Origin of the sequence: Rhizobium sp. P40RR-XXII (assembly GCF_012641405.1) — a bacterium.
Classification (GTDB): Bacteria; Pseudomonadota; Alphaproteobacteria; order Rhizobiales; family Rhizobiaceae; genus Rhizobium.
Window position 1 is genome coordinate 140,727 of the sequence record NZ_JABAII010000003.1, and the last position, 23,098, is coordinate 163,824.

21 protein-coding genes are annotated in these 23,098 nt (G+C 61.0%); 9 read left to right on the forward strand and 12 right to left on the reverse strand.

Annotation, left to right across the window (positions count from 1 at the left end; genetic code table 11):
• Window positions 1–5: 5 nt before the first annotated feature.
• Window positions 6–1,169, reverse strand: coding sequence for a spermidine/putrescine ABC transporter substrate-binding protein (locus HGP16_RS07075; RefSeq protein WP_168839307.1), 1,164 nt, complete (start codon window positions 1,167–1,169; stop codon window positions 6–8).
• Window positions 1,170–1,191: 22 nt separating this feature from the next.
• Entirely contained in the window at window positions 1,192–2,283 is a 1,092-nt protein-coding gene (locus tag HGP16_RS07080) for an ABC transporter ATP-binding protein (protein ID WP_168839308.1), read from the reverse strand.
• A 187-nt stretch (window positions 2,284–2,470) separates the two neighbouring features.
• Here HGP16_RS07080 and HGP16_RS07085 point away from each other — a divergent pair, with 187 nt between their 5' ends.
• Complete coding sequence (locus tag HGP16_RS07085; RefSeq protein WP_168839309.1) at window positions 2,471–3,283, forward strand: helix-turn-helix transcriptional regulator; 813 nt, start codon at window positions 2,471–2,473, stop codon at window positions 3,281–3,283.
• A 12-nt stretch (window positions 3,284–3,295) separates the two neighbouring features.
• On the opposite strand, the gene HGP16_RS07090 is transcribed toward HGP16_RS07085, so the two are convergent.
• Together HGP16_RS07090 and HGP16_RS07095 are read right to left on the reverse strand one after the other, a co-directional pair.
• Window positions 3,296–3,580, reverse strand: a complete 285-nt coding sequence (locus HGP16_RS07090) for a hypothetical protein (protein ID WP_168839310.1) — start codon at window positions 3,578–3,580, stop codon at window positions 3,296–3,298.
• The gene (locus HGP16_RS07095) at window positions 3,580–4,377 is read right to left on the reverse strand and encodes a thioredoxin family protein (RefSeq protein WP_168839311.1); all 798 of its coding nucleotides are present in this window, start codon (window positions 4,375–4,377) and stop codon (window positions 3,580–3,582) included. Before HGP16_RS07095 ends, HGP16_RS07090 begins: the two co-directional genes overlap by 1 nt.
• 119 nt (window positions 4,378–4,496) lie before the next feature.
• Between HGP16_RS07095 and HGP16_RS07100 the strand changes: the two genes are divergently transcribed.
• From HGP16_RS07100 to HGP16_RS07110, 3 genes are all read left to right on the forward strand, one after another.
• The gene (locus HGP16_RS07100; protein WP_168839312.1) at window positions 4,497–5,717 is read left to right on the forward strand and encodes a M48 family metallopeptidase; all 1,221 of its coding nucleotides are present in this window, start codon (window positions 4,497–4,499) and stop codon (window positions 5,715–5,717) included.
• Window positions 5,718–5,764: 47 nt separating this feature from the next.
• Entirely contained in the window at window positions 5,765–6,397 is a 633-nt protein-coding gene (locus HGP16_RS07105) for a PQQ-binding-like beta-propeller repeat protein (RefSeq protein WP_168839313.1), read from the forward strand.
• Window positions 6,398–6,814: 417 nt separating this feature from the next.
• On the forward strand, window positions 6,815–7,096 hold the full coding sequence (locus HGP16_RS07110; protein ID WP_168839314.1) for a hypothetical protein: 282 nt from the start codon (window positions 6,815–6,817) through the stop codon (window positions 7,094–7,096).
• A 112-nt stretch (window positions 7,097–7,208) separates the two neighbouring features.
• Here HGP16_RS07110 and HGP16_RS07115 read toward each other — a convergent pair whose 3' ends face one another.
• The gene (locus HGP16_RS07115; protein ID WP_168839641.1) at window positions 7,209–8,492 is read right to left on the reverse strand and encodes an MFS transporter; all 1,284 of its coding nucleotides are present in this window, start codon (window positions 8,490–8,492) and stop codon (window positions 7,209–7,211) included.
• 400 nt (window positions 8,493–8,892) lie between these two features.
• On the opposite strand from HGP16_RS07115, the gene HGP16_RS07120 reads away from it, so the two are divergent.
• Both HGP16_RS07120 and HGP16_RS07125 read left to right on the forward strand, forming a co-directional pair.
• Window positions 8,893–10,632, forward strand: coding sequence for an ATP-binding protein (locus HGP16_RS07120; protein ID WP_312862864.1), 1,740 nt, complete (start codon window positions 8,893–8,895; stop codon window positions 10,630–10,632).
• Window positions 10,629–11,966 (forward strand): sigma-54-dependent transcriptional regulator, encoded by a 1,338-nt coding sequence (locus tag HGP16_RS07125; RefSeq protein ID WP_168839315.1) that lies wholly within the window; start codon window positions 10,629–10,631, stop codon window positions 11,964–11,966. The genes HGP16_RS07120 and HGP16_RS07125 overlap by 4 nt, the downstream gene beginning before the upstream one ends.
• A gap of 286 nt (window positions 11,967–12,252) precedes the next feature.
• Here the strand turns inward: HGP16_RS07125 and HGP16_RS07130 are convergent, their stop codons facing one another.
• A complete protein-coding gene (locus HGP16_RS07130; protein ID WP_409526818.1) occupies window positions 12,253–13,848 on the reverse strand; it encodes a DHA2 family efflux MFS transporter permease subunit in 1,596 nt (531 codons plus the stop codon).
• 16 nt (window positions 13,849–13,864) lie between these two features.
• Entirely contained in the window at window positions 13,865–15,064 is a 1,200-nt protein-coding gene (locus HGP16_RS07135; protein ID WP_246703293.1) for an HlyD family secretion protein, read from the reverse strand.
• A gap of 122 nt (window positions 15,065–15,186) precedes the next feature.
• On the opposite strand from HGP16_RS07135, the gene HGP16_RS07140 reads away from it, so the two are divergent.
• Window positions 15,187–15,843, forward strand: a complete 657-nt coding sequence (locus HGP16_RS07140) for a TetR/AcrR family transcriptional regulator (protein WP_168839316.1) — start codon at window positions 15,187–15,189, stop codon at window positions 15,841–15,843.
• A gap of 92 nt (window positions 15,844–15,935) precedes the next feature.
• Here the strand turns inward: HGP16_RS07140 and copC are convergent, their stop codons facing one another.
• The 5 genes from copC to HGP16_RS07165 all read right to left on the reverse strand — a co-directional run bounded on the left by copC (window position 15,936) and on the right by HGP16_RS07165 (window position 19,521).
• Complete coding sequence (gene copC / locus HGP16_RS07145; protein ID WP_168839317.1) at window positions 15,936–16,304, reverse strand: copper homeostasis periplasmic binding protein CopC; 369 nt, start codon at window positions 16,302–16,304, stop codon at window positions 15,936–15,938.
• 83 nt (window positions 16,305–16,387) lie between these two features.
• On the reverse strand, window positions 16,388–16,984 hold the full coding sequence (locus HGP16_RS07150; protein WP_168839318.1) for an SCO family protein: 597 nt from the start codon (window positions 16,982–16,984) through the stop codon (window positions 16,388–16,390).
• Window positions 16,974–17,453, reverse strand: coding sequence for a copper chaperone PCu(A)C (locus HGP16_RS07155; protein WP_168839319.1), 480 nt, complete (start codon window positions 17,451–17,453; stop codon window positions 16,974–16,976). Before HGP16_RS07155 ends, HGP16_RS07150 begins: the two co-directional genes overlap by 11 nt.
• 63 nt (window positions 17,454–17,516) lie before the next feature.
• Window positions 17,517–18,890 (reverse strand): PepSY-associated TM helix domain-containing protein, encoded by a 1,374-nt coding sequence (locus tag HGP16_RS07160; RefSeq protein ID WP_168839320.1) that lies wholly within the window; start codon window positions 18,888–18,890, stop codon window positions 17,517–17,519.
• Window positions 18,891–19,116: 226 nt separating this feature from the next.
• Complete coding sequence (locus HGP16_RS07165; protein ID WP_168839321.1) at window positions 19,117–19,521, reverse strand: hypothetical protein; 405 nt, start codon at window positions 19,519–19,521, stop codon at window positions 19,117–19,119.
• Between the two features lie 265 nt (window positions 19,522–19,786).
• Between HGP16_RS07165 and HGP16_RS07170 the strand changes: the two genes are divergently transcribed.
• On the forward strand, window positions 19,787–20,713 hold the full coding sequence (locus tag HGP16_RS07170) for a TolB family protein (RefSeq protein WP_246703292.1): 927 nt from the start codon (window positions 19,787–19,789) through the stop codon (window positions 20,711–20,713).
• Between the two features lie 136 nt (window positions 20,714–20,849).
• On the forward strand, window positions 20,850–23,054 hold the full coding sequence (locus HGP16_RS07175) for a DUF1217 domain-containing protein (RefSeq protein WP_168839322.1): 2,205 nt from the start codon (window positions 20,850–20,852) through the stop codon (window positions 23,052–23,054).
• The last annotated feature ends 44 nt before the right edge of the window (window positions 23,055–23,098 follow it).

Genomic DNA, 23,098 nt, shown 5'->3' on the forward strand with positions numbered 1-23,098 from the left:
GGCGATCAGGCCGACTTGAAACGTGCCATCAGTTCGGCGCGGCTCGGATCGGTAAGCGTGACGGCGGCGCCGAATTCCAGCGGCGTCAGTGCAGCCTCGTCCGGATAGACGATCTTGTTCGAGGTGATCTCCTTCGGCAGCAGCGCGATAACGCGGCTGTCGGTGGTCGGCGCGCCGTTGGCGATATGTTCCTTCACCGCGTTCTTCGGATCCATGAGATAGTTGAGAAGCGCGTAGCCGGCCGCCTTGTTCGGCGCATCCTTCGGGATGGCATAATAGTCGGTCCAGATCTCGCCGCCGTCCTTGCCGAGCACATAGTCAAGCTCGGGCATGTCGCGATTGAGCTGTGCGCCGTCATTGGTCCAGCACATCGTCAGCCAGGCGTCTGTCGAGCGCATGGACGGCTGGTAGTCGGAATTGATGGCGAAGAGATGCGGCTTGACCTTGATCAGCAATTCCTCGGCTTTGGCGAGCTCTTCCGGCTTGATCGAATTGAAGTCGTAGCCGAGGGAAACGAGCGCGCTGCCGATGGTCGTCAGCTGATAGTCATGGACCATGGCGCGGCCGTCGGCCTCCGTCTGCGCGATCTCGAAGAAATCCTTCCAGCTTGAAAGCTTGGTCTTGATCTTCTTCGTGTTGACGGAAAAGCCGGTCGTGCCCCAGTTTTTCGGCACGGCATAGGTTTTCCCGTCGATCTGGCCTTCTTTGGTAAAGCGTGGGCTTTCCGTCGTCTGGCGGAAGTTCGGGAGCTTCGAAAGGTCGAGTTCCTCGATGAGACCAAGCTTGTGATGGGTCGAAATCGTGTAATTCGTCGGCACGAAGAGCGACCAGCCGGAGGCACCTGCCTGCAGCTTCGCCAGCATTTCCTCGTTCGAGCCGAAGACGTTGACTTCGACGGCGACGCCGGTTGCCGCCTTGAAGTTCTCGAAGGTCGCGGGGTCGTGATAATTCGGCCAGGTTGCGATCGACATCTGCGTGCCGAGTTCGCCCGCGGCATAGGCCGGCGTCGACAGCGCGCCCGGGAAGCGCGACAGGACCACCGTCGCAAGACCGAGGCCGGTAATGTTGAGGAAATGACGACGGCTGACGGAGCCGCGCTTCAGGCGCATGAACTCGTCCATGAAGCCTTCGGCTGAAATCGGGAGATTGTCCTTATAATCCTTGCTCATGATGCTGTTCCCTTGTTTTGGCTTATGCATTCGATGCTGGAAAGACATGTAAGGCGGTGGGGTCGAAGCCGAGGAAGACCTCTTCGCCCGGACCGACGAGATCGCTTTCGTTCATACCGCGGCGATCCGAAGTGATCAGGAAATCGCCGAGCCCGGGGACGGTGACCGCGTATTCCGCGGAGGAGCCCAGGAAGATGCGGTGGGTCACCGTGCCCTTGAAGGACATGCCCGCTACGGCCATGTCGCGGCTCAGACGGATCGCTTCAGGGCGCAACGCTGCGATCGCAGCCCCAGGCATCAGCCGCTTGCCGGCCGAAAGTGCTGAACCATCCGCAAGGCGAAGCGTTTCGCCATCGGCTTCCATCGTCGCCTCTATGCGGTTCGTCTTACCGACGAAATCGGCGACGAAGAGATCGGCGGGCCGGTCATAGACCTCCTGAGGCGTGCCGAGCTGGCGGATGCGGCCGGCGCTCATGACGCAGACGACATCCGCCATCGACAGCGCTTCCTCCTGGTCATGGGTGACGAGAACGAAGGTGATGCCGAGCTCACGTTGCAGCGTCTGAAGCTCGATCTGCATGGCCGAACGCAGCTTCTTGTCGAGCGCGGCGAGTGGCTCGTCGAGCAGAAGCACGGAAGGGCGGTTGACGATGGCGCGCGCCAGCGCGACGCGCTGCTGCTGCCCGCCAGACATTTCATGGATGCGGCGTGTGGCAAAGCCGCCGAGGCGAACCATTTCGAGCGCTTCGGCGACGCGCCGGTCGATTTCGGCAGACTTGATCCTCGGGCGCATCTGCTTCAGCCCGTAGGCGACATTCTGCGCGACGTTGAAATGCGGAAACAGCGCATAATGCTGAAACACCATGTTGACGGGGCGCCGATAGGCCGGAACGCCGTTCATCTCGCGCCCGTCGATCAGCACTGTGCCTTCGCTCGGCTGCTCGAAGCCGCCGATCATGCGCAGGCATGTCGTCTTGCCGCAGCCGGAAGGGCCGAGAAGCGCCAGGAATGCACCCTTGGGCACATTAAGATTGATGTCCGTTACGGCGGTCACGGCGCCATAGTTCTTCGTGACCGAACGGAATTCGATATCGTTCGTTGAAGCGGATGCCACGTCTGTTCCCTGCGGTTGGTCGGCAGTCTTTGATCTGCCTTATTGCCACCGTCGTTAAGGAAAGAGTAAGCCCGGGCTTCCTGCGAGGTATATACCCCGAAAGAGGTATTTTCGTACGGAATGCTTCGTGGAAGGTGTATATAGGGGCTGCGCTCAGTTGCGCAGGGCGGCAGAGGGGATCCGTCACATGAGCACCGACCTTGAAGGGCTTTTTGCCGCCTTCAACGCCACGATCGGCCGATCGGCGATGACGGATGCCGAATTCGGAGAGACCTTCCGTCAAATGATGGCGGCGCTGGTGCGGTTCGACTACGTGGTCGTTTTCGCCTATCGCGGCAAGGAGCGGCCGATCGATCTCTACAGCACCTTCGACCGCGAGGAGCATGTCGTCTTCGTCACGCTCTATCAGGCCGGCCCCTATATGCTCGACCCCTTCTATCACACGGCGCGCGAACGCCGCGAAGGCGTGCTCAGGATGCGGGAGCTGGCGCCGGATCGCTTCTTTTCCAGCGAATATTACCGGACCTATTATGTCCAGACCGGGCTTGCCGAGGAGATCGGCTTTTTCGTCAATGCCGACGAGGACATCACCATCGTCCTGTCACTGATGCGGCGCGAGAAGACCGGGGTTTTTCCGCCCGCCGAGTTCATGACGTTGAAGAAGGTCGAGCCGCTCGTCGCAAGCATGGTGAGACACTATTGGTCCGGTCTGGCTTCCCGTTTCGATGCGCAATTGGCGGCCGGCGGCCGGAGCCGGCGCAAGCAGGGCCAGAACGGGAATGTCCCGCCAGCCGAAACCGTCTGGCGGGATCTCAATCTGACGAGCCGTGAAACCGCCATCGTCGAACTCGTTTTGCAGGGGCATTCGTCGGAATCGATCGGCCTGAAGCTCAATATCTCGACAGGCACGGTGAAGGTCCATCGGCGCAACGTCTACCGCAAGCTCGGCATTTCCTCGCAGACCCAGCTGCTTTCACTCTATCTCAAGAACCTGGTCTAGCATCGCCGAGATCTAGCCCGGCACATGAGCGCCATTTCCTTCTCTTGCAAGCAACTTCAGCCAGGGGCGGCAGTGGAAGACGGTCATGAGCAGATACATCGGCACCATCCCACTGAGCATCGCGCTGCCCTGTGTGGAACAGATCATGTCGCCGCTTGCCCCATAGGCTGATAGCCCTGTCATCAGGGCAAAGCTCGGCGCGGCGGCCAAAGCCAGCAGGCGGCTGGCAATGACGGGCAGAGCAGGGGCGGCGGTACGGCCGCCGACCCTTCGATTGCTTTCGGATGAGCGGAACATCAGTTTGCTCCGTAACGATCGTGATGTCTCCACCACACGCCGGACTCGTTGCGGCCGAGCGGCGCGCGATCGAGCCATTGATACATACCCCAAAGGCCGTCGAGTCCGCGAGCATAGGACGAGTAGGTGTGATAGATCTCGCCGTCCTGTATCGCGAAGGCGCTGACGCCAGGCCGGTCGCGCGTGTAAGTCGCGACATTCGTCCCCGTCATTGACGCCATCAGATCGACCGGGCCTTCGCTGCCGCGCTGCTCCCATCGCTGCATCGTCTTGCCCACCTGAGCGTCGGGCATCGGCGGCTCGCGGCGGTAGTTGTATTCGATGCGGCCGTCGCGCTGTTCCTCGGGCGTGAACCAGACGTTGAAATCATGGTTGAAATCGCTGTTGGCCGAAGAGGCCCAATCGAAGGTCCAGCCCATCCGTCGCTTGAACTCCTGCAGCTTGGCAAGCGGCGCCCTGGATATTGCGGAAAAAGCGACGTCATGATTTTCAAGATGCACCGCGATGCCATTGAAGCCGTCGGCGATCGACGAGCAGGATGGGCAGCCGGCCGCGTAGTCCGGTCCGAACATGAAGTGATAGACGAGAAGCTGCGAGCGGCCCTTGAAGAGGCCCGAGAGCGGAACGACGCCCTTCTCGGTCTCGAGCCGATAGTCTTTCTCCACCTTCACCCAGGGCAACTCCTGACGGTGGCCAGCAATCTCGTCGCTGCGCCGCGTCAACTCCTTTTCCTGCTCCAGCAGCGAGAGCCGTGCCGAAAGCCACTCTTGGCGCGTTCCTGTTTTATGCATCGTCATGGTTCATCTCCTCTTGTCTGTCGGGTCGTTCTTGTCGGCGCTGCATCTTGCTTGCCGACATGCGATAACTTACCCCTGGAGGCCGAAGGGGTGGGAGTTACAAGTGTGACGGGATTTAAATGGACTCGCTGATCGTCGCGGCAGCTCAGGCGCTCGCTGCCGGCGATGTGCTGGGGGCGCTGAAACGTGTGGCGCTGCGCGAGGATGCGCCGGCGCTGGCGCTGCGCGGCATTGCCATGGCGCAGCTTGGAGACCTTGTCCGCGCCAAGACGCTCTTGAAGAGTGCCGCGCGCGCTTTTGGTCCGCGCGAGGCTGTCGCCCGGGCGCGGTGCACGGTGGCCGAAGCCGAAATTGCCCTCGTGTCGCGTGATCTGGGCTGGCCGGACAAAGCGCTGGAGACGGCGCGGGCCGCCCTCGAAAAACACGGCGACCACGTCAATGCCGCCCATGCCCGCAACCTGCAGATACGCCGTCTGCTGCTTGTCGGCCATCTGGACGAGGCCGAACGCCTGTTGGCCAAGCTCGATCCGTCGCCGCTGCCGCCGGCAGCAAGGGCAAGCCATGAACTGGCGGTCGCCGGCATCGCCATCCGCCGCCTGCGGATCGAGCCGGCCCGCGCCGCCCTCGCGCGCGCCGCAGAAGCAGCCGGCAAGGCCGCGATCCCCGCCCTTGTGATCGAGGTGCGCGACGCGGCAGGTGCTCTCGATGCACCGGCTGCGCGTCTTCTAGCCCAGGGCGAGGAGAAATTGCTGTCGCTCGACGAGGTCGAGGCCCTGCTGGCGTCCGGAACATTGGTCGTCGATGCCTGCCGCAATGTCGTGCGCGGCGGCGGCGAGATCGTGCCGCTTGCGCGCCGGCCGGTGCTCTTTGCCCTGGCGCGCGCGCTTGCCGAGGCCGCCCCCGCCGATGTGCCGCGCGCTGCCCTGCTTACCCGCGCGTTCCGCGCTCGCCATGCTGACGAATCCCATAGGGCGCGGCTCAGGGTCGAGATCGGGAGGCTTCGCGCTGCCTTGGAGCCGCTTGCCGATATCAGCGCGACGCCGCGCGGCTTTGCGCTGACGCCGCGCGGGGACCGCGATGTCGTGGTGCTGGCGCCGCCTGTCGAGGTCGAGAACGGCTCGCTGCTTGCCCTGTTGTCGGATGGGGAATCCTGGTCGAGCTCGGCATTGTCGATTGCACTGGCGACAAGCCCGCGCACGGTGCAGCGGTCGCTCGACGCGCTTGCAGCGGCTGGAATGGTGCAAGGCGTCGGCAATGGCAGGGCGCGCCGCTGGATGATGCCGCCGGTGATCGGCTTCCCGACAACATTGTTACTCCCTGGGCCGCTGCCGAGCGACTAAGCTCTCTCTTATCGACACTCAACCGATCCCGACCGGAGGATGGAAACATGAAAAAGTCCCAAGCGGAAATCATTCGCGAATATGGCCCCTTCGAGAACGCACCCCGCGTGAATGGGGTTACTTTCGACGGCCGGTACGTCTGGTTCGCCTCTGGCGAAAAGCTGCATGCTCTGAACCCGGAGAGCGGCGAAGAGGTGCGCACGATCGATGTCGCGTCTCATGCCGGCACCGCTTTCGACGGGCGCTATCTCTATCAGATCGCCGAGGATCGGATTCACAAGGTCGATCCCGAGACGGGGACTATAGTTTCCACCATTCCCGCGCCCGGCAACGGCGGTGATTCAGGTCTTGCCTGGAGTGACGGCAGCCTGTGGGTCGGGCAACATCGCGGCCGCAAGATTTACGAAATCGACCCCGAGACCGGTGCAATCAAGCGCACCATCGAATCCAACCGCATCGTCACCGGCGTCACTTGGGTCGACGGAGAGCTGTGGCATGGCACCTGGGAGGGCGACGAAAGCGATGTGCGTCGCGTCGATCCTGCGACGGGCGAGGTGCTGGAGCGGCTCGAAATGCCCGAAGGGACCGGCGTTTCCGGCCTCGAATCCGACGGCAAGGACCGGTTCTATGCCGGTGGTGGCGGCAGCGGCAAACTGCGGGCGATCCGCCGTCCGCGCTGAGCGGCATTCATAGAGATATCCCGCATCGGAGACCGATCGGTCTCCGATGCGTTCCGGCAGGAAGTTTATCGTCTTTCGGTCAGGCTATAAGATGACATCGACCGCGCCCGTTCATTTCGGCTTTGGAAAGAGTTGGCTTACGGGTGCGACTTGAAAAGCTCCATCCGGATCACGACCGGATAGAACGGTTTTGGAGTGTCCCAAGGACACGAGGTAAATCCCGTGAGCGGCCGCTACCGCCACATCGTGAATGGTGAGCCAGCCGCAGTGCCATGCGCCCTTAGCATGGAAGCCATGTCTTGCCGCTTGGCGCCTTCATCGCCATATCTGGCTTACCAATCGCATTTCTATCATGTCCAGTTACAAACCGCGCCGATCCGGCTGATGTCGGAAATATTCGCGCGCGGAGGAGACGTCATGAATGGCATCACCAAAAGCCTTGACGAAATGAACCTGCAGGAGCGCGCCGCGCTTATGGCGGCTGTTGCCGATGTGCTGCAAGCCGCCGCCGAAGAGGCGGAGGAGGATGGCGATACGCTCGCCGCCACCAATTCCCTCTTTCTCGCATGCAATCTTCGCGGCTGTTCGTCCGATCTCGGCCCGAACGACCTGAAGGCCGCCGAGCTTCTGCTGGAGCAGGGCATCACCTTCATTCATCTGTTGAATGGACGCAGGAAGAGCGGCACTTCGCTTCACTAGCGGCTGAGATCTCGTATTCGGCCCGCACCGGCGAGTTCATCATCGATGTTCCCGCCGGCTCATATTCTCTTAGTCCTGCGATCAGGATCCTTCTTTCCATTGGCAGGACGGATCAATCCTCGCGAATGGCGCTGTTTTTGGCCGTATCCCGCATGAAGAGATAGATGACGAGCGAGATGCCGATCATCGCGGTCACATACCAGTAGAAGCCCTGCTCCCAGCCGCTGCTCTTGAACTTCAGCGCCACGAATTCGGCTGTGCCACCGAATAGCGTGTTGGCCAGAGCATAGGGCAATGCCACGCCGAGCGCGCGGATATGCGCCGGAAACAGCTCCGCCTTCACCACTGCGTTGATCGAGGTATAGCCGGTGACGATGATCAGCGCGCCCATGACGAGCAGCCCTGCGATCAGCGGGTCCTTCGTGGTTTCGAGGGTCGAGAAAATCGGATAGGTGAACAGCACGCCGCAGAGGCCGAAGCCGATCATCAGCGGCTTGCGGCCGATCTTGTCGGAGAGCCCACCTGCAATCGGCTGCAGCAGCATGAAGATGAACAGCGTGATTGCGTTGATCTCGCTCGACGTTTCCCGGCTGAATCCAGAGGTGTTGACCAGGAATTTCTGCATGTAGATCGAATAGGCGTAGAAGGCGAGCGTGCCGCCGGCCGTCAGCAGCATCACTATCGCAGTCTCCTTCGGATGCCGGGTGATTAGCATCCAGAAGCCGGATTTCTGTGCATCGCCTGCACGCAGGTTCTTGAAGCTCTCGGTTTCGGCAAGCCCGCGGCGCAGCCAGAAGACGACGACCGCAAGCGCCGCTCCGACGAAGAAGGGAATGCGCCATCCCCAGGCATTGAGCGTCTCCGGCGTCATGAACGCCTGCAATATGATGAGGACGGCGATGGCGAGGAGCTGACCGGAGATCAGCGTGACGTACTGGAACGACGAGAAGAAACCGCGGCGCTGCCGCCCGGCCATCTCGGAAAGATAGGTCGCCGAGGCGCCGTACTCGCCGCCTACCGACAGGCCCTGCATCAGGCGGGCAAGGACCAGAAGCGCCGGTGCTGCCACGCCGATTGCCTCATATCCCGGTGTCAGCGCGATGATCAGCGAACCGGCGCACATCAGCGTCACCGAAAGCGCAAGGCCAGCCTTTCGGCCCTTGCGGTCGGCGTAAAGCCCCATGATCCAGGCGCCGATCGGCCGCATGACGAAGCCCACCGCAAAGACCGCCGCCGAATTCAGCAGCTGCGCCGTCTGATCGCCGGCGGGGAAAAAGTGCGGAGCGAAATAGAGCGCGAATGCGGCGTAGACATACCAGTCGAACCATTCGACCAGATTGCCCGTCGAGCCGCCGATAATCGATTTGAGACGGTTGCGTTTCCCGGCGGCATCCATCGCTGCCGTCGTTTCGATGGGGTCTTGCAATGTATCAAGCATTGAGCCTCTCCTCCCTTGGTCGCTTCGGCCGTCGCCATCGCGATTGATCGCTGTGGACGACGGGTTTTGAGAGAGGCCGCATGCGCGCTTGCCCGCCGGCGCATCCTCGCGAGACGGGACGCGGCAATGCCGATTGCCCGAACAGAACCGGTTTCTCAAGCCTATCGAGGATCACTCTCCCAACGCCATTGTTGCGTGTGGAAGTGTAGGATACGAGGTTCATCGGGCATTCATGATACCATATTGAAATATTTCATATTTCTTCGATTTCGCCTTGGTTCTCGCCATTGTTTGCGCAAGATTCTGCGTGGTAAATTCGAGGCTTGTGCAATATCCTGCACAAATGATCGAGCTGGGATTGAGACGGATTCTGCTTCTGGCGGTGGCTGTTGTGGCCGCTGCGGCCGGCATTTGGTTTACGGCGCTCTCACTATCGCGTCACGAGGCGCTGGCGCGGCTGGAAGCGGAGGCTTCCGGACTTGCCGTGCAGCATAGCCGTTTGGTCGACAGCGAGTTGGCGCGTTTTCGGCTCCTGCCGATCGTGCTTGGCGAATATCGCGACCTTGGCGAGGCTCTTGCTAGCCCTACCGCCGATGCCGCCCGTCGGCTCGACGAAAAGCTCGGCTTTCTCGCTCATCAGACGGGTGCCTATATCATATATCTCGTCGACCATACCGGGCTTGTCATTTCGGCATCGAATGCAGGGACCGAGGATAGCTTCGTCGGCAAGAATTTCAGTTTCCGTCCGTATTTTTCCGAGGCGATGAAAGATGGCATGGCGGAATATTATGGCGCGGGCGCAATCAGCGGCCGGCCCGGCCTGTTTATCGCGCGCAGGGTTGGCGATGCCGCCGCACCGGCCGGCGTCGTGGTCGTCAAATTCGAATTCGAGCCGGTGTCGCGGATCTGGGCGAACGATCCGGGGAAAACGCTTGTCGTCGACGAACACCAAATCATTCTTGCGGCATCCGACCCGTCACAGGTACTGACGGCGCTCGCGCCGCTTTCGCCGGAAGACCGTGCCCGCATCGTCGCGAGCGGCCAATATCGGGACGCGGCACTGGGGCCGGGGAACTACCGGGTGGAAGATGCCGGTCGCATACGCGGACCGCGAGATCAGATCATGGTCGCAGCCGAGCAGCCCGTCGCCGGCACGCGTCTGCGCCTTTTGCATCTTCTCGATACGCGCATGGCATTGCAGGAGGCCCGTGCCGAGGCCTGGCTGCTGGCCTTGCCCGCCATCCTCGGGCTGGCCGTCATCGGAACTGCGGTCTGGTGGCGAATGACCCGCGTCGCGCGGGCGGCGGCCGATCGGCGGGCGCTGGAGGCGGCCGTCGCCACCCGCACGGCCGAGCTGCGCGACGAGATGACCGAACGTGCCCGCGCCGAGGACCGCTATCGCGATGCCCGCGAGGAGCTTGCCCAGGCCAATCGGCTCGCCTCCGTCGGCTCGATCACGGCGGGGCTGATGCATGAAATCAACCAGCCGGTTGCCACCATTCGCACCCTGGCGGAGAACGCCCGCCACCATCTCGCCGCCAATCGCCTCGATCGTGTCAGGGCCAATTTGGATGCCGCGGTCGACGTGACGGCGCGCATAGGAACGATCACGCAGGAGATGCGGCGTTTCTCGCGCCGGGGACGGCATGCGGCCGGGCCGGAACCGCTCGATGCCATCATTGCCGGCGCCCTGCTGCTGGTCGGGAACCGGTTCCGCAAAGCGGGTGTAAGGCTGGATCTGCCGCCACAGGGCCAGCCGCAGGTGCTGGCCGAACGGGTGCGGCTGGAACAGGTTCTCGTCAATCTGCTGCAGAACGCCATCGATGCGGTGTCGGACGTCGCCGATCCGCATGTCGCCTTGCTCGTCGACGCGGTCGAGAAGGACACGGTGAGGCTGACCGTTGCCGACAATGGTCCGGGCATCGACCCGGCCCTGGCGAAGGAGATATTCCGTCCCTTCATGACAGGTAAGCCCGACGGGCTGGGCCTTGGGCTTGGGATCGCGCAGGACATCATGAACGATCTTGGCGGATCATTGACAATCGGCCCGTCGCCGCTCGGTGGCGCGGCCTTCATAATTACGATGAGGCGGGCATGACCTTGCAAACGCCACAGAAAGTGCTGCTGGTGGAGGATGACGGCCCCTTCAATGCCGCTCTCAGCGATTCCTTCGCCATAGCGGGCTTCGAGGTGGAGACGCATGCTGACGGGCAGTCGGCACTCGCAAGCCTTGCCGTGACGCTGCCCGGCGTGGTCGTCACCGACATCCGCCTGCCCCGCGTCGACGGGCACGACCTTCTCGAGGCGGTGCAGGCGCGCGATCCTGACCTCCCCGTCATCCTGATGACCGGTCACGGCGACGTCGCCATGGCGGTCGGTGCCTTGAAGCAGGGCGCCTATGATTTCATCGCCAAGCCTTTTGCCACGGATCATATGATCGCCTCAGTGCGCCGCGCACTGGAGACGCGGCGTCTGGTGCTGGAAAACCGGCGCCTGCGGCAGGCCGCGGCGGAAGCGGAAGATACGTCGCCGCTGCTTGGCCAGACGCCGGTCATGGCGCGATTGCGTGAAACGATACGCCAGGTCGCCGTCGCCGATGTGGACGTTCTGGTCGAAGGTGAAACGGGCACGGGCAAGGAACTCGTGGCGCGCCTCATCCACCGCTGGAGCAGGCGGCATGCACGCAGCTTCGTCGCGGTCGATTGCGCCGCCTTGCCGGATGCGATCGCCGACGAAACTCTGTTCGGAAATCGCACGCGGCGCGGACGCATCGCCGAGGCGGATCGCGGCACGCTCTTCATCGATGAAATCGACAGCATGTCGCCCATGCTCCAGGGGCGGCTTCTGCGGGTGGTCGAAGAGCGCGAACTGCCCTCGTCGACCGGCGAGCCGGCTCCCGTCAATCTCCGGCTCGTCGCGGCGACCAAGACCGACCTGCATGGTTCGGTCGCCGAGGGCCGTTTCCGCGCCGATCTGCTCTACCGGTTGGAGACTGTGCGGATCCGCATCCCGCCTCTGCGGGAGCGCCGGGCCGACATCGGCCTGTTGTTCAGTGCCTTTCTTGAGGATGCTGCGCGCCTGCATGGCGTTGCGCGTCCGCAAATCGACGTTGCGATGGAGACGCGTTTCCTGACGGACGATTGGCCGGGCAATGTCCGCCAATTGCGCAATTACGCAACCCAGGTGGTTCTGGGCCTGACGTCGGCCCCGAGCACACCTGCTTCGGAACTTGGTCTATCTGATCAAATGGATCAGTTCGAGGCCAGCGTTCTGCGGGCAGCGCTTGACCGGTTCGAAGGCGATATCGCCGAAGTCGCGCAGGCGCTGCAACTGCCGCGCCGCAGCCTCTATGCTCGCCTGCAACGCCATGGCATCAACCCCTCGACCTACCGAAAGCGAGACAGTGCACCTGGTGACGGCGGCAGGAGCTGAGCGAATGTCACTTCGTTTCGCTGGGTGGTCGAGGACATGAACAGGTAGGTGCCTCGGGCACCTAAAGGTCTCGCCACCGCGACGATTTGCTTCTTCAGCTTGCCGTTACTTTCCGCGAATCCCAGCGCGTGCACGCCAGGGCCGGGAATGAACACGTGCGTCCGAGAATGCGCCTGCGCATCGAAGCATATCTGATCGATCATCATGGTGTAGCCGCACGCCGTTCCTGCGGGTTCGCGCCGTGGCACATCACATCCGTGCCTCTGTAGGCGCGAACCCGCATGGCTCAGTGAGCGCCGCCACCACTGCCGGCCTGTGGCCGCTTGGTAAACAGCATCGTGATTGCCGCGATGGCGAGGACCACGCCGATGACTGCGAAGGTGTCGCTGAACCCCATGATCAGCGCCTGCCTTTTGATGACCTGGCCGAGCGCGATAACCGCCTTCTGCTGGGCCACTTGATGATCGGAGACGCCGTGTGACAGGAAGTAGCCGGTCATCTGGTCAATCCGCTGGCGAACCTCATCGCGAGCAAGGGTTACGGATTGGCCGATGATGTTGGAGTGAAACTGTTCGCGCTTCGTCAGGATGGTGCCGAGGGACGCCGTCCCCACCGCGCCGCCGAGATTTCTCAGCATGTTCGTCAGGCCGGACGCGGCGGCCGCATCCGCCGACGCAATGCCAGCGGTCGTGATTGCGGTCACCGGGGTGATGACGAAGGCCTGGCCGATCGCGCGGACGATGTTCGGAATGAAGAACTGATCTCCGGCATTATCGGCCGAAAGCGTGACGTTCATGAAGCAGCTGAAGGAAAAGACTGCGATGCCGAAGAAGGCAAGCCAACGCACATCCACCCGCTTCATCATCAGCGGCACCAGAGGGATCAGCAGCAGCTGCGGCAATCCCGTCCAGGCAAGGACGTTGCCGATCTGCTCGGCATTGTACCTCTGCACCTGGCCGAGATATTGCGGCAGGATGTAGACCGTTCCGAACAAAGCGACGCCGACGAGAATATTCGCGAGCACGCCAAGACCGAAATTCCTTTGTTTCAACAGGCGCAGTTTCACCAGCGGCTTCGAAACCTTGAGCTCGATGATGATGAAGAGGCTGAGGAACACAGCCGCGACAATGCTGAGTCGCACGATGAAGGGCGACGAGAACCAGTCGTCCTTGTTGCCTTCCTCAAGCACGGTTTGCAGTGCCGACAGTCCGATCGCCATCGTCACGATGCCGAGCCAGTCGCCCTCGCGCAGCAGTTTCAGCTGCATCGGCTGCTTGTCCAGCGTCAGGGCAAGCGCCGCCACCATGATGGCGCTCGGGCCGGCATTGATGAAGAAGATCGTCTGCCAGCCGTAATTCTCGGTCAGGTAGCCGCCGATGGTCGGGCCGATGGCCGGCGCAAAGGTGACGGACAATGCAAAGATCGCCAGCCCCAAGGGCTGCTGCGGCTTCGGAAGCTTCGTCAGCACCATGGTGAAGGCCATCGGGATCAGTACGCCGCCGGCAAATCCTTGCAGGCCGCGCAGGACGATCATCGTTCCAAGATCGTGCGCGAAGGCGCAGGACAGGGAAAACAGCGGAAACAGCACCGAGTTCACCAGAATGTATCGGCGAAATGAGAAGACGCTGCTGAGATAGGCTGTGAGCGGAATGACGACGATCTCGCCGATCAGATAGGAGGTCGAGATCCAAGCGCCATTATCCACACCGGTGCCGATGCCACCCTCGATGTCGAGAAGTGAGGCATTGGTGATCTGGATGTTCAGGATCGCCATGAACGCGCCGATCATGGCGGCCAGAACCGCGATCCACTCTCTTGTCGATGCACGCGGCTGTGCCGTTGCGGCCGGCATCGGACGGCCATCCATTGTAATCGTAGACATTGTGGGGCTCCCGCCGTCAATTCCGCTGTGCGGCGTCTGCTTTGGTGTTGATGCTCGGCTCGACGGACATTCCAGGGCGCAGCTCACCGCTCGTCATGGTCTGCGTGTCAAGCGCTATCCTGACTGGAATTCGCTGCACGACCTTGGTGAAGTTGCCGGTCGCATTGTCAGGCGGCAGCAGGGCAAATTCTTGTCCGCTCGCCGGCGCAAGGCTGTCGACATGGCCGTGGAATGTCTTGCCGGGGAACATGTCGACTTCGATATCGACGGGCTGACCGGCATGGACATTCGTCAGCTGCGTTTCCTTATAGTTGGCGACGACGTAGGCCTGGTCGGTCGGCACGAGCGACATCAGCTGTGTTCCCGCCTGGACATATTGGCCGATGCGCAGCGTGCGGTTGCCGATCGTGCCGTCGACGGGCGCCACGATGGTCGTATAGGAGAGATTAAGCTCGGCCTGATGCTGGACCGCCTCGCTTTTCTGCAGGGCAGCCGTCGCCTGCGCGATCTGGGCCTTCAGAAGTTCGACCTGCTTGATCGCACCTTCCAAGGTCGCGGTGTCCCTGACGATGGCAGCCTGCGCCGCGGCGATCTGCGATGCGGCCTGCTGCGCCGTTTGCACGGCCGCATAGCCGTTGGAGGCGAGGCTGGCATAGCGCTTGTTGTTCTGTTCGGCGAAGGTTTCGTTGGCCTTGTCCACATCGAGCGTCGCCCGCGCTGCGGCGATGGTCGATTGCTGGATGTCCAGCGAGGCCTGCTCGGCCTGTATGGTTGCCTGCGCTGCGGCGACATCGGCCTTCGCCTGGTCGAGCGCTGCGCGGAAATCGCGGTCGTCGATGTGGGCGAGCGGCTGGCCGGCCTTTACGGTCTCGTTGTCCTTGACCAGGACTTCCGCCAGATAGCCTGAAATCTTCGGGGCGATCGAGCTGTTGTCGGCCTGGACATAGGCGTCGTCGGTCGATACCTCGAAACGGCCGTTTTGCCAGTAGTCGTGTCCGTAATAGCCCGCGGCGGCGATAATGACGATCGCACCCACGCCATACACCAGGCGGCGCGGCATCTTGCTGCGCTTTGCTGTGGTGTTGCCGCCTGTAGGTCCCTGTGGCGCCTCCGGATGGGGTTCGGTTGTCACCCCTTCCTTGGCCTTCGCCTCCACGATCTCCTGCGCTTCGCCGGAAGCGCCCTCGGATGTCACGATATGCAGATTGTTTGCCATGTACTTGCTCCTGGCAGGGGTCGCTGCCGGGCAGGGGTAGCGGCCAAGTTCAATTTGGAAACTTGATGTTTTCCAAAATAAGCGCTATAAAATCTAAGTCAACAGTATTTTGGAAAATATCTATGATCCTAAATCCAAAAGTCACGAAACGACCGCGAGGACGACCGCAGGTTCGTTGTGATGACGATACCCGGGCAATCGTGCTCTCGTCCGCGCGAAAGCGCTTTCTGGAAGCGGGCTATGCCTCGGCATGCATCAACGACATCGCGCAGGACGCGGGTGTTTCGACGAAGACCGTCTATCGGCTGTTTGACAGCAAGGGAGAAATCTTCAATGCGGTGGTTACCGATCGCATCGCCCGTTTCAACGTCGAGGTGGACCAGGGGCTGTTGAAGCACCCGGACCTGCATCATCAACTCGAGCAGATCCTGATCGCCTACGGCCGTCTGGCGCTGGATCCGGAAACCATCGCAATCAATCGTCTGGCCGTCGCCGAGGCCGATCGCTTTCCCGAGATCGCGGCGTCCTTCTATGAGCGGGCGATCAAGGCTTCGGCCGTAGTCTTCGAGGCCTGGCTGCGCAGCCAGCGCGACAAGGGAGCGATTAGAATCTCCGATATCTCTCTTGCGGCCGGCTTCCTGCGGGGAATGATGACCATGGAGCCGCAAAGGGCCGTCATGCTGGGCCAGCGGCGAGCACCGGATGACGAAGAGATCCAGGTCCGCGCGGCGGGGTGCGCGGCGATCTTCCTGCAGGGTTGCGTTGAAAGCCCGTCGTGAGCCTTTGCAGGACGCCGAAAGATCAGACGGAACGATATCCCATTTGCCGAAAGTGAGGCCGCCCGCATGGTCGCGGACGGCTTCCGCATGCGTTATGGCGCAACGGTAAAACTATAGGTGCCGTTGGTCTTGTGCCCATCCGTGGAGAGTACATGCCATTCGACCGTGTACTTTCCGGGCGCAAGCTTGTCGGTGACCGGTACCATCAATGTCGTGTCTTTGTTCATCAGTGTGCCGTCGCCGGTCTTGACGGCTGCCTTGTCGGGGCCGGTCACCTTGATGCCGCTGAATTTCAGGTTGAGACCTTCGGAAAAGGTGAGGTCGAGTTCCGACGGCGCCGCCTTGACTATGCCGTCGGCCGCCGGAACGGCTGATTTCAGATGGGCGTGGGCCATGGCTTGGCCGGCGAGCGCGATGCTGATTGCGGCAGCGGCGAGGAGCAATTTCTTCATCGAAGGCATATCTGGTTTCCTTATCATGTTCATGGCCCGCAGGCCTGCCGGACGGAATCGTTGTTTTTCAGTGGTGATCGGGTGCCATGGAACTATTCCTGCAGCAGCAGATTTCGGATCTTTTGCAGCGCGACGTCGGTATTTTCCTGATAGGCGATCGTGCCCCTCAGATTGCCGCCGGCATCGACGAGCAATACGGATGCGGTGTGATCCATGGTATATCCGCCATCCGGACTGGGGACTTTCTTGGCATAGATGCGCCAGCCCTGGATGGCCTTCTGCATCTCATTGGGATCGCCCGTGATGCCGGTGATCCGGTCGGTGAAATTGCCGGTGTAGCTGCGCATGATCTCGGGCGTATCGCGCTCCGGATCGACGGAGAAGAAATAGGCCTTCAGTTTGTCGGCTTGCGGCCCAAGCGTCTTGAACCAGCCCGACATATCATAGAGGGTTGTCGGGCAGACATCGGGGCAATGCGTATAGCCGAAATAGACGAGCGAAGGATGACCCGACGGGGCCTTTTCGGTAATGGGCTGTCCGCGATCGCCCGTGAGCGTGAAGGCTGCACCAAAGCTGCCGGCTGCCCGGACCTGCGGCGTCATAGGGAACGTTGCGTAGCCGATAGCGCCGGCGCCGACGATAAGCGTCAGAGCGACGACCATTGCGGCGAAGCGTTGTCTATTTGACATGGGATGTCTCCTTGTTCGCCGCGATCGATCCGACCGGGAAATCCACCTCGACCGAGCCGGCCTTTTCGAAGGTGAGCCTTGTCTTTACCGTCTGGCCCTGAAGAAAGGGCTCTGCGACCTTCATGAACATCACATGATAGCCGCCGGGCTTGAGCTCGACGGTCTTGCCGGCCGGTATGGGCAGGCCATCGGCAAGCTCGCGCATCACCATAATGTCCTTGTCCATCCTCATCTCGTGGATCTGGACCGTTCCGGCACGCGGCGAGCTTGCCGCGATCAGCCGGTCGTCGGTATCGCCCGTATTGGTGATGGTCACATAGCCGCCGCCGACAGGCGCACCCGGCACCATAGCGCGAATATAGGGAGTGGAGATTGTGAGATCGCCGATCTTGATTTCGTCGGCAAAGGCCATGGAGGAAAGCAGGAATGCCAGCCCGAAGGCGGCGGGAGCAAAAGCGCGTTTCAACACGATCGATATCCTTGATGCAAAAAGGGAGCGGGCAGACGAAGCCGACGGCTCCGCCCGATCTCGTCAGGAAAGGAAGCGCCGGAGCGGCGGCACGAAACGAACCACGAGCTGGTCGATCAGCAGCATTACGGCGATAGCGGCTCCCGTCAGCGGGAAGGCTGCGCCGAAAACAATGGTGATGAACCAGAGCCTGACATAGACGGACTTTTGTGGCGGCATCGGCGGCACGCCGAGGCGGCCTGCCGGCCTGCGCTTCCACCACATGGTCGCGGCGGTCGCGCAGCACAGGATAATGGCCAGGCAAGCGGACAGCATCAGAAGCTGGTTGAAGAGGCCCCATTCCTGCCCTTGATGGACATTGTTGCTCCATTCGATCGCCTTACCGAGCGCCGGATATTGATCATAGGAGATGTCGACGAGCGCCTTTCCGGAATACTGGTCGACATGAACAGTCCTCTCCTTGCCGAGATCGCCGAAATAATGGCTGGCGGTATAGACGCCGGTTTCATCCGTCGGGATCGCAAGGTCGGAGCCGGCGACCATGCCGAGGCCGTGCATGATGGCGACGGCCTTGTTCAGGCCGATCGGCTTTGCCGACTGCGCCGCCGCGATGTCGGACAATGGAACGGGGGCATTTTCGACCACCCAGCCGGCCTGGCTGACGATGTCCTGCATGACCTTCGTCGATTTCGGAACTTCGTCCCAGACTGCTGCCGGTGTTCCGAAATTGTGAGCGGTCAGCCAAGCATTGAGATTGGCGCCCCAGTAGCCGGACCAGGACATGCCGCTGAAGGCCAGGAAGAAGATGAGAGTGCCGGCAAGCGCGCCCGTCACGGCATGCAGGTCGCGCCAGAAGACGCGCCGCGACGGGTTGCCGCGAACGGTGAGCACGCCGCCGGTCTGCTGTCGCGGCCACCACAGATAGATGCCGGTGACCACGAGAACGAGGGCGAAGCCGGCGACGATCTCGATGAGGCGATTGCTCCATTTGCCGAAATATTCGAGGCTGTGGATGCGCTTGACGACCCAGCCGAACTCCTGTTTCGAGCCGACCGACCCCAAGATGCCGCCGTCATAGGGATTGACATAGACGATGGTCGATTGGCCGTCTTTTGACAGCGTAACCCAGGCCGAGCGGTTCGGGGCCGACGCTTCGTGATAGGAGGTTGCGTGGGCGCCCGGGAAGGCTGCAAGCGCCGCATCTGCGATCTGCTGCGGCTGCAGCAGCGTGCCGGTCTCGGCGACGAGATAGCGATGCGCGTAGAAGGTATCGGCAATCTGATCCTTGAATAGGTAGAGCGATCCGGTGATCGCCAGATTGAGCATGAATGGAATGACGAGAAGACCGGCGAAAAAATGCCAGCGCCAGATCGCGCGATAGAGCGAGATATTGTGGGTTGCTGTGGCTGCAGGCTCTGCAGCGGTAAAGGCAGACATGAAATCCTCCGAAGATCGGCAGGCTGCCGCGCGCGGTCGATCCGAGGAGGAGGGCGATGGTTCGCCATTTGGAGTGAGCTTGCTTTCCGTGACCAGCCGGACCGATCGAGCCGCCTCGTTAGGCAAAGTACAGCTAGGGACACCAATCCTCGGATTTCACGACTTGACGTCGCGCATGACGGCAGCCGTTGACGGCAGGCGTCACGGTGAAAGCCGCAACGCCGGTTCAGCCAACGATGTCGAGGATGGGTGGTGCTCTTGGACCTGTGTTCGGCGGATAAAGCTGGCGGTGGAAAGCCTCAGATCTTGCGACGACCGTCTCTCCACGCGGAGAGGCAAGGCGCTCGCAAACCTCGGTGGGAGGCGCCGGCAGAAGGGCAGCCGAGGCGATCCGGCATGCCTCGCATCCCGGCGCATAGGCTTTCCCATGAACCTTGCCGTCGGCATCCTTATAGGTGACGCAGAGGATGGGCAGTGATCCATCCGGCAGCCGGTATTGGGCAAGCTCCAGCGGGGAAATCTCATCCGCCGTGGCGACGACCGGCTGATGGGCGAAGCCGACAAACAACAGCGCCACGGCGCAAAGGATGCGCGCGCTCCACTGAAATGTTCGCGAAATCGTCTTCCGCATTCCTGTCCCCACCACAGCATTTCGCGGATGAGGTTGCAGTCATAGGGCAGGCCCATCGCAAGCGCAATGCGTCAATTCGTGCCGTGCCCTCAGCTTCGCAGACTGTACGTTTGGACCGAGAGTTCATCGGCGAGGATCGTATTGTCAGCTCAGCATTCGTACGATCGGCGAGCGCCGGCTCGATGGCAAGGATTTCATTCCGCCAGTGGCAGACGATTGAAGTACGGCTATATGTGTGACCATGACTGAAAGCGGAGGAGACATCATGCCATCCATGCGCCCAGGATCGGAATCCCGGCATCTGCTGCCGGGCCAGATCAGCGAGCTCGTCGTCTTTGATTTCGCCTCATCGACTGCTCGCGTGATTTACGAAACCGGCGAACTCATCGAGGCTCCCAACTGGTCGCCGGATGGCAAATGGCTGATCTATAACGGCGACGGTCGCCTGTTCCGCATCTCTCCCGATGGACGGGACGGGCCGCACCGCATCAATACAGCCCCGATGGAAAACCTGAACAACGACCATGTCGTATCACCCGATGGTCGCTCCTTCTTCGTCAGCGCCAATGACGGTCATCTCTATCAGGTGCCGTTCGAAGGTGGCGCGCCTCAGCGTGTTTCCAACGAGCACGATCCGTCCCGAGATTTCAAATACTACCTGCATGGCATCTCCCCCGACGGCAGGACGCTCGCCTATGTCGGATTGGAGCGCCGCGTTGGCGGCGGCATTTTCACCCGCATCTGCACCATCCCCGCCGCCGGCGGCGGCGAGGATGTGTTTCTGACCGATGGTGCTTGCCCCGTCGATGGGCCTGAATTCTCGCCCGACGGGCATTGGATCTATTTCAATTCCGAGGCTGCGGCGATGCAGCCGGGGCATGCTCAGGTGTTCCGCCTGCGCCCGGACGGTTCCAAGCTGGAGCAGCTCACGCATGATGATCGGGTGAACTGGTTCCCGCATCCGGCGCCCAACGGCCGCGATCTCGTCTATCTGAGCTATCCAAAGGGAACGATCGGCCATCCCGCGGACAAGCAGGTGATCCTCCGTCTCATGCCGGCGGACGGAGGCACGGCACGAGATCTCGACGCTTTCAACGGCGGCCAGGGAACGATCAATGTGAGCTCCTGGTCACCGGATTCCAGCGCCTTTGCCTATGTTCGCTATCCGTTGGCCGCGCAGCCGCCGGCCTGAAGGAAAGCCGTCGCCACGATGGCCGAAGGGCTTCCGAAAGCAATGCCCGCAGATTGCGATCTAGCCTCGCGCAAGGTCTGGTTGCGATAGTCGGCTTTGGGGCGAATGCTGGTGAATTGCGCTGTGGGGGCGATCGATGATTTCAACGTATCTCGGCTATGTGACCGCGACAAAGGATATGGCGTCGACGCTTGCGCGCATCGCCAAGCAGACAACGGTCAAAAGCGACCAGCAATATTATGATGCGCACATCGGCAAGATCAAGAATGTCGATGAGTTCGTCAGCGACCATAAGCTCTACAGCTATGCAATGAAGGCCTATGGCCTAGAAGACATGACCTATGCCAAGGCCTTCATGAAGAAGGTTTTGACAAGCGACCTCAGCGATCCGAATAGTTTCGCAAACAAATTGACCGATAGCCGCTACCGGCAATTTGCCGCGGCTTTCAACTTCGGTGGCAAGTCAAAGAATCAGGCAGCTCAGACCGATGCCCAGAAGAGCGATACGATCGGGCTCTATGAGCAATCCTTCGCCAATGAAACAACTTTGGCAGCGAAGGAGAGCAAATTCTACGACAGCTGGATCGACAAGGTGTCGAATGTCGACGATATCGTCAACAGCAGCAGGATGAGAGACTACATCCTGCGGGCGCATGGCATCAATCCGGACAATATATCGAAGTCGTTTCTCACGTCGGTTCTGACCAGTGATGTCAGCGATCCGAACAGCTTCGTCAATCAGGCAGGCAACTTCTCTTCGGCATCGGCTCAGGCAACCTATAAGCTGATCGCATCGCAGTTCAATTTCAATGATGATGGAACGCTTTCCGCCGCGTCGGCGCAAACGACGCAGCAGAAGGAAGCGATGATCTCTCGCTATAACAATACTGTCCCGAGCCTGCTGACCCCGACCATGGCCGTCAGCAACGACGACTATTATCGCCAGGCAATCACGAAGGTGACGTCGCTGAGTGACATCACCGGCGACAACAGGCTTTTCTCCTATATCAAGGAGGCTTTCGGTCTCAGCGCCAAACTCACGCCGGCCCAATTCAATCTCGCTTTCGCCAACCCCACCTATGCCGATGTCTCCGGCATGAAGGATATGGTCGCTCATTTCAATTTCGCGTCCGACGGAACGCTGCCGGCGGGGCAATCAGCGCAATCGGCGCAAGCCATAGACGATATCTCCATCAAATATTTGACGCAGGCCAAGGGTGCCAAGCAGGCCTTGTTCAAGGATGCGGAGGACCACTACAAGTCGGCGGTCGGCAAAATCAAGACGATCGAGGATTTCTTCGCCGCCAATGACACGAAGAGCAAGGATCTGCCGACGATCGAGGACATGGCGCTCCGTGCCTTCGGGATCGGCAAGAATGAGGTCTCGCGGGACCAATTGCGCAAGATCCTGGAAAGCAATCCTTATGACAGCAAGAGCTATGTCAGCTCCCTGAAGGACGAGAGGTATGTCGAGCTTGCCAAGGCATTCAACTTCGACAGTAAGGGTAATCTCCGGGATCCGGTCACGGCCTTGTCGAAGGGCTCGATCAACAGCTTCATTTCCGCCTATTCGAAAGCGAAGACGTTCGGGCTGACGGGTGAGATGCGGGACAAGGCGATCAAGGATGCGAAGGACGCGGCGACTGAATTCAGCAAGTCGATTGCCAAGGTCGACACCGTCGATGAGCTCCTGGCGGATAAGAAGGTGACGGAATTCATTCTCGTCGCCAATAATATCGACCCCAAGACGGTCGACAAGGCGACCTTGAAGAAGGCCCTCACCGCCGATCCCGAAGATGCCAAGGGATTCCTGAACACGCCGGCAGGCCAGAAGTTCAAGGCCATGGTGAACGTCTTCAATTTCGACGCCAAGGGCAACCTGACGACCGCCAAGATCGAACCAGGGCAAAACAAGGGCGCGCGCCTCGCCACGGACGATCTCTTTCTCCATCAGACCCTGGAAACCCAGCAGGGTGCCTCCAACGATGGTGTCCGCCTTGCGCTTTATTTTCAGCGAAAGGCGCCGCAAATCAATTCCGTCTACGACATCATGTCCGATCCGGCGCTCTACAATGTGATCAAGACGACCTACTCGCTACCGGCGTCGATGTCGAACATGGATGTGAGCCGCCAGGCGAAGATGCTGGAGAAGCTTTTTCCGGTCAAGGATTTGCATGATGCCGGCAAGGTGAGCAACCTGCTGAAGCGCTTCGCCGCCGTATATGACGCGGCAAACGGCGCAAATACCGCCTCGCCTGCATCCGCCATCCTAAACCGTGGCTCCGGAGTTGGCATGAGCGCGGATCTTATGCTGTCGATCGCCCAGCTCACGTCGCGATAGCATATTGCGTGTTTGCCGTATTGGGCCGGGTCGGCGTCGGCAAC

Coding starts and splice junctions, on each gene's coding strand:
- HGP16_RS07075 (WP_168839307.1), bottom strand. CDS start 1,169: ATGAGCAAGGATTATAAGGACAATCTCCCGATTTCAGCCGAAGGCTTC.
- HGP16_RS07085 (WP_168839309.1), top strand. CDS start 2,471: ATGAGCACCGACCTTGAAGGGCTTTTTGCCGCCTTCAACGCCACGATC.
- HGP16_RS07090 (WP_168839310.1), bottom strand. CDS start 3,580: ATGTTCCGCTCATCCGAAAGCAATCGAAGGGTCGGCGGCCGTACCGCC.
- HGP16_RS07095 (WP_168839311.1), bottom strand. CDS start 4,377: ATGACGATGCATAAAACAGGAACGCGCCAAGAGTGGCTTTCGGCACGG.
- HGP16_RS07100 (WP_168839312.1), top strand. CDS start 4,497: ATGGACTCGCTGATCGTCGCGGCAGCTCAGGCGCTCGCTGCCGGCGAT.
- HGP16_RS07105 (WP_168839313.1), top strand. CDS start 5,765: ATGAAAAAGTCCCAAGCGGAAATCATTCGCGAATATGGCCCCTTCGAG.
- HGP16_RS07110 (WP_168839314.1), top strand. CDS start 6,815: ATGAATGGCATCACCAAAAGCCTTGACGAAATGAACCTGCAGGAGCGC.
- HGP16_RS07115 (WP_168839641.1), bottom strand. CDS start 8,492: ATGGATGCCGCCGGGAAACGCAACCGTCTCAAATCGATTATCGGCGGC.
- HGP16_RS07125 (WP_168839315.1), top strand. CDS start 10,629: ATGACCTTGCAAACGCCACAGAAAGTGCTGCTGGTGGAGGATGACGGC.
- HGP16_RS07130 (WP_409526818.1), bottom strand. CDS start 13,848: ATGTCTACGATTACAATGGATGGCCGTCCGATGCCGGCCGCAACGGCA.
- HGP16_RS07135 (WP_246703293.1), bottom strand. CDS start 15,064: ATGGCAAACAATCTGCATATCGTGACATCCGAGGGCGCTTCCGGCGAA.
- HGP16_RS07140 (WP_168839316.1), top strand. CDS start 15,187: ATGATCCTAAATCCAAAAGTCACGAAACGACCGCGAGGACGACCGCAG.
- copC (WP_168839317.1), bottom strand. CDS start 16,304: ATGCCTTCGATGAAGAAATTGCTCCTCGCCGCTGCCGCAATCAGCATC.
- HGP16_RS07150 (WP_168839318.1), bottom strand. CDS start 16,984: ATGTCAAATAGACAACGCTTCGCCGCAATGGTCGTCGCTCTGACGCTT.
- HGP16_RS07160 (WP_168839320.1), bottom strand. CDS start 18,890: ATGTCTGCCTTTACCGCTGCAGAGCCTGCAGCCACAGCAACCCACAAT.
- HGP16_RS07165 (WP_168839321.1), bottom strand. CDS start 19,521: ATGCGGAAGACGATTTCGCGAACATTTCAGTGGAGCGCGCGCATCCTT.
- HGP16_RS07170 (WP_246703292.1), top strand. CDS start 19,787: ATGCCATCCATGCGCCCAGGATCGGAATCCCGGCATCTGCTGCCGGGC.
- HGP16_RS07175 (WP_168839322.1), top strand. CDS start 20,850: ATGATTTCAACGTATCTCGGCTATGTGACCGCGACAAAGGATATGGCG.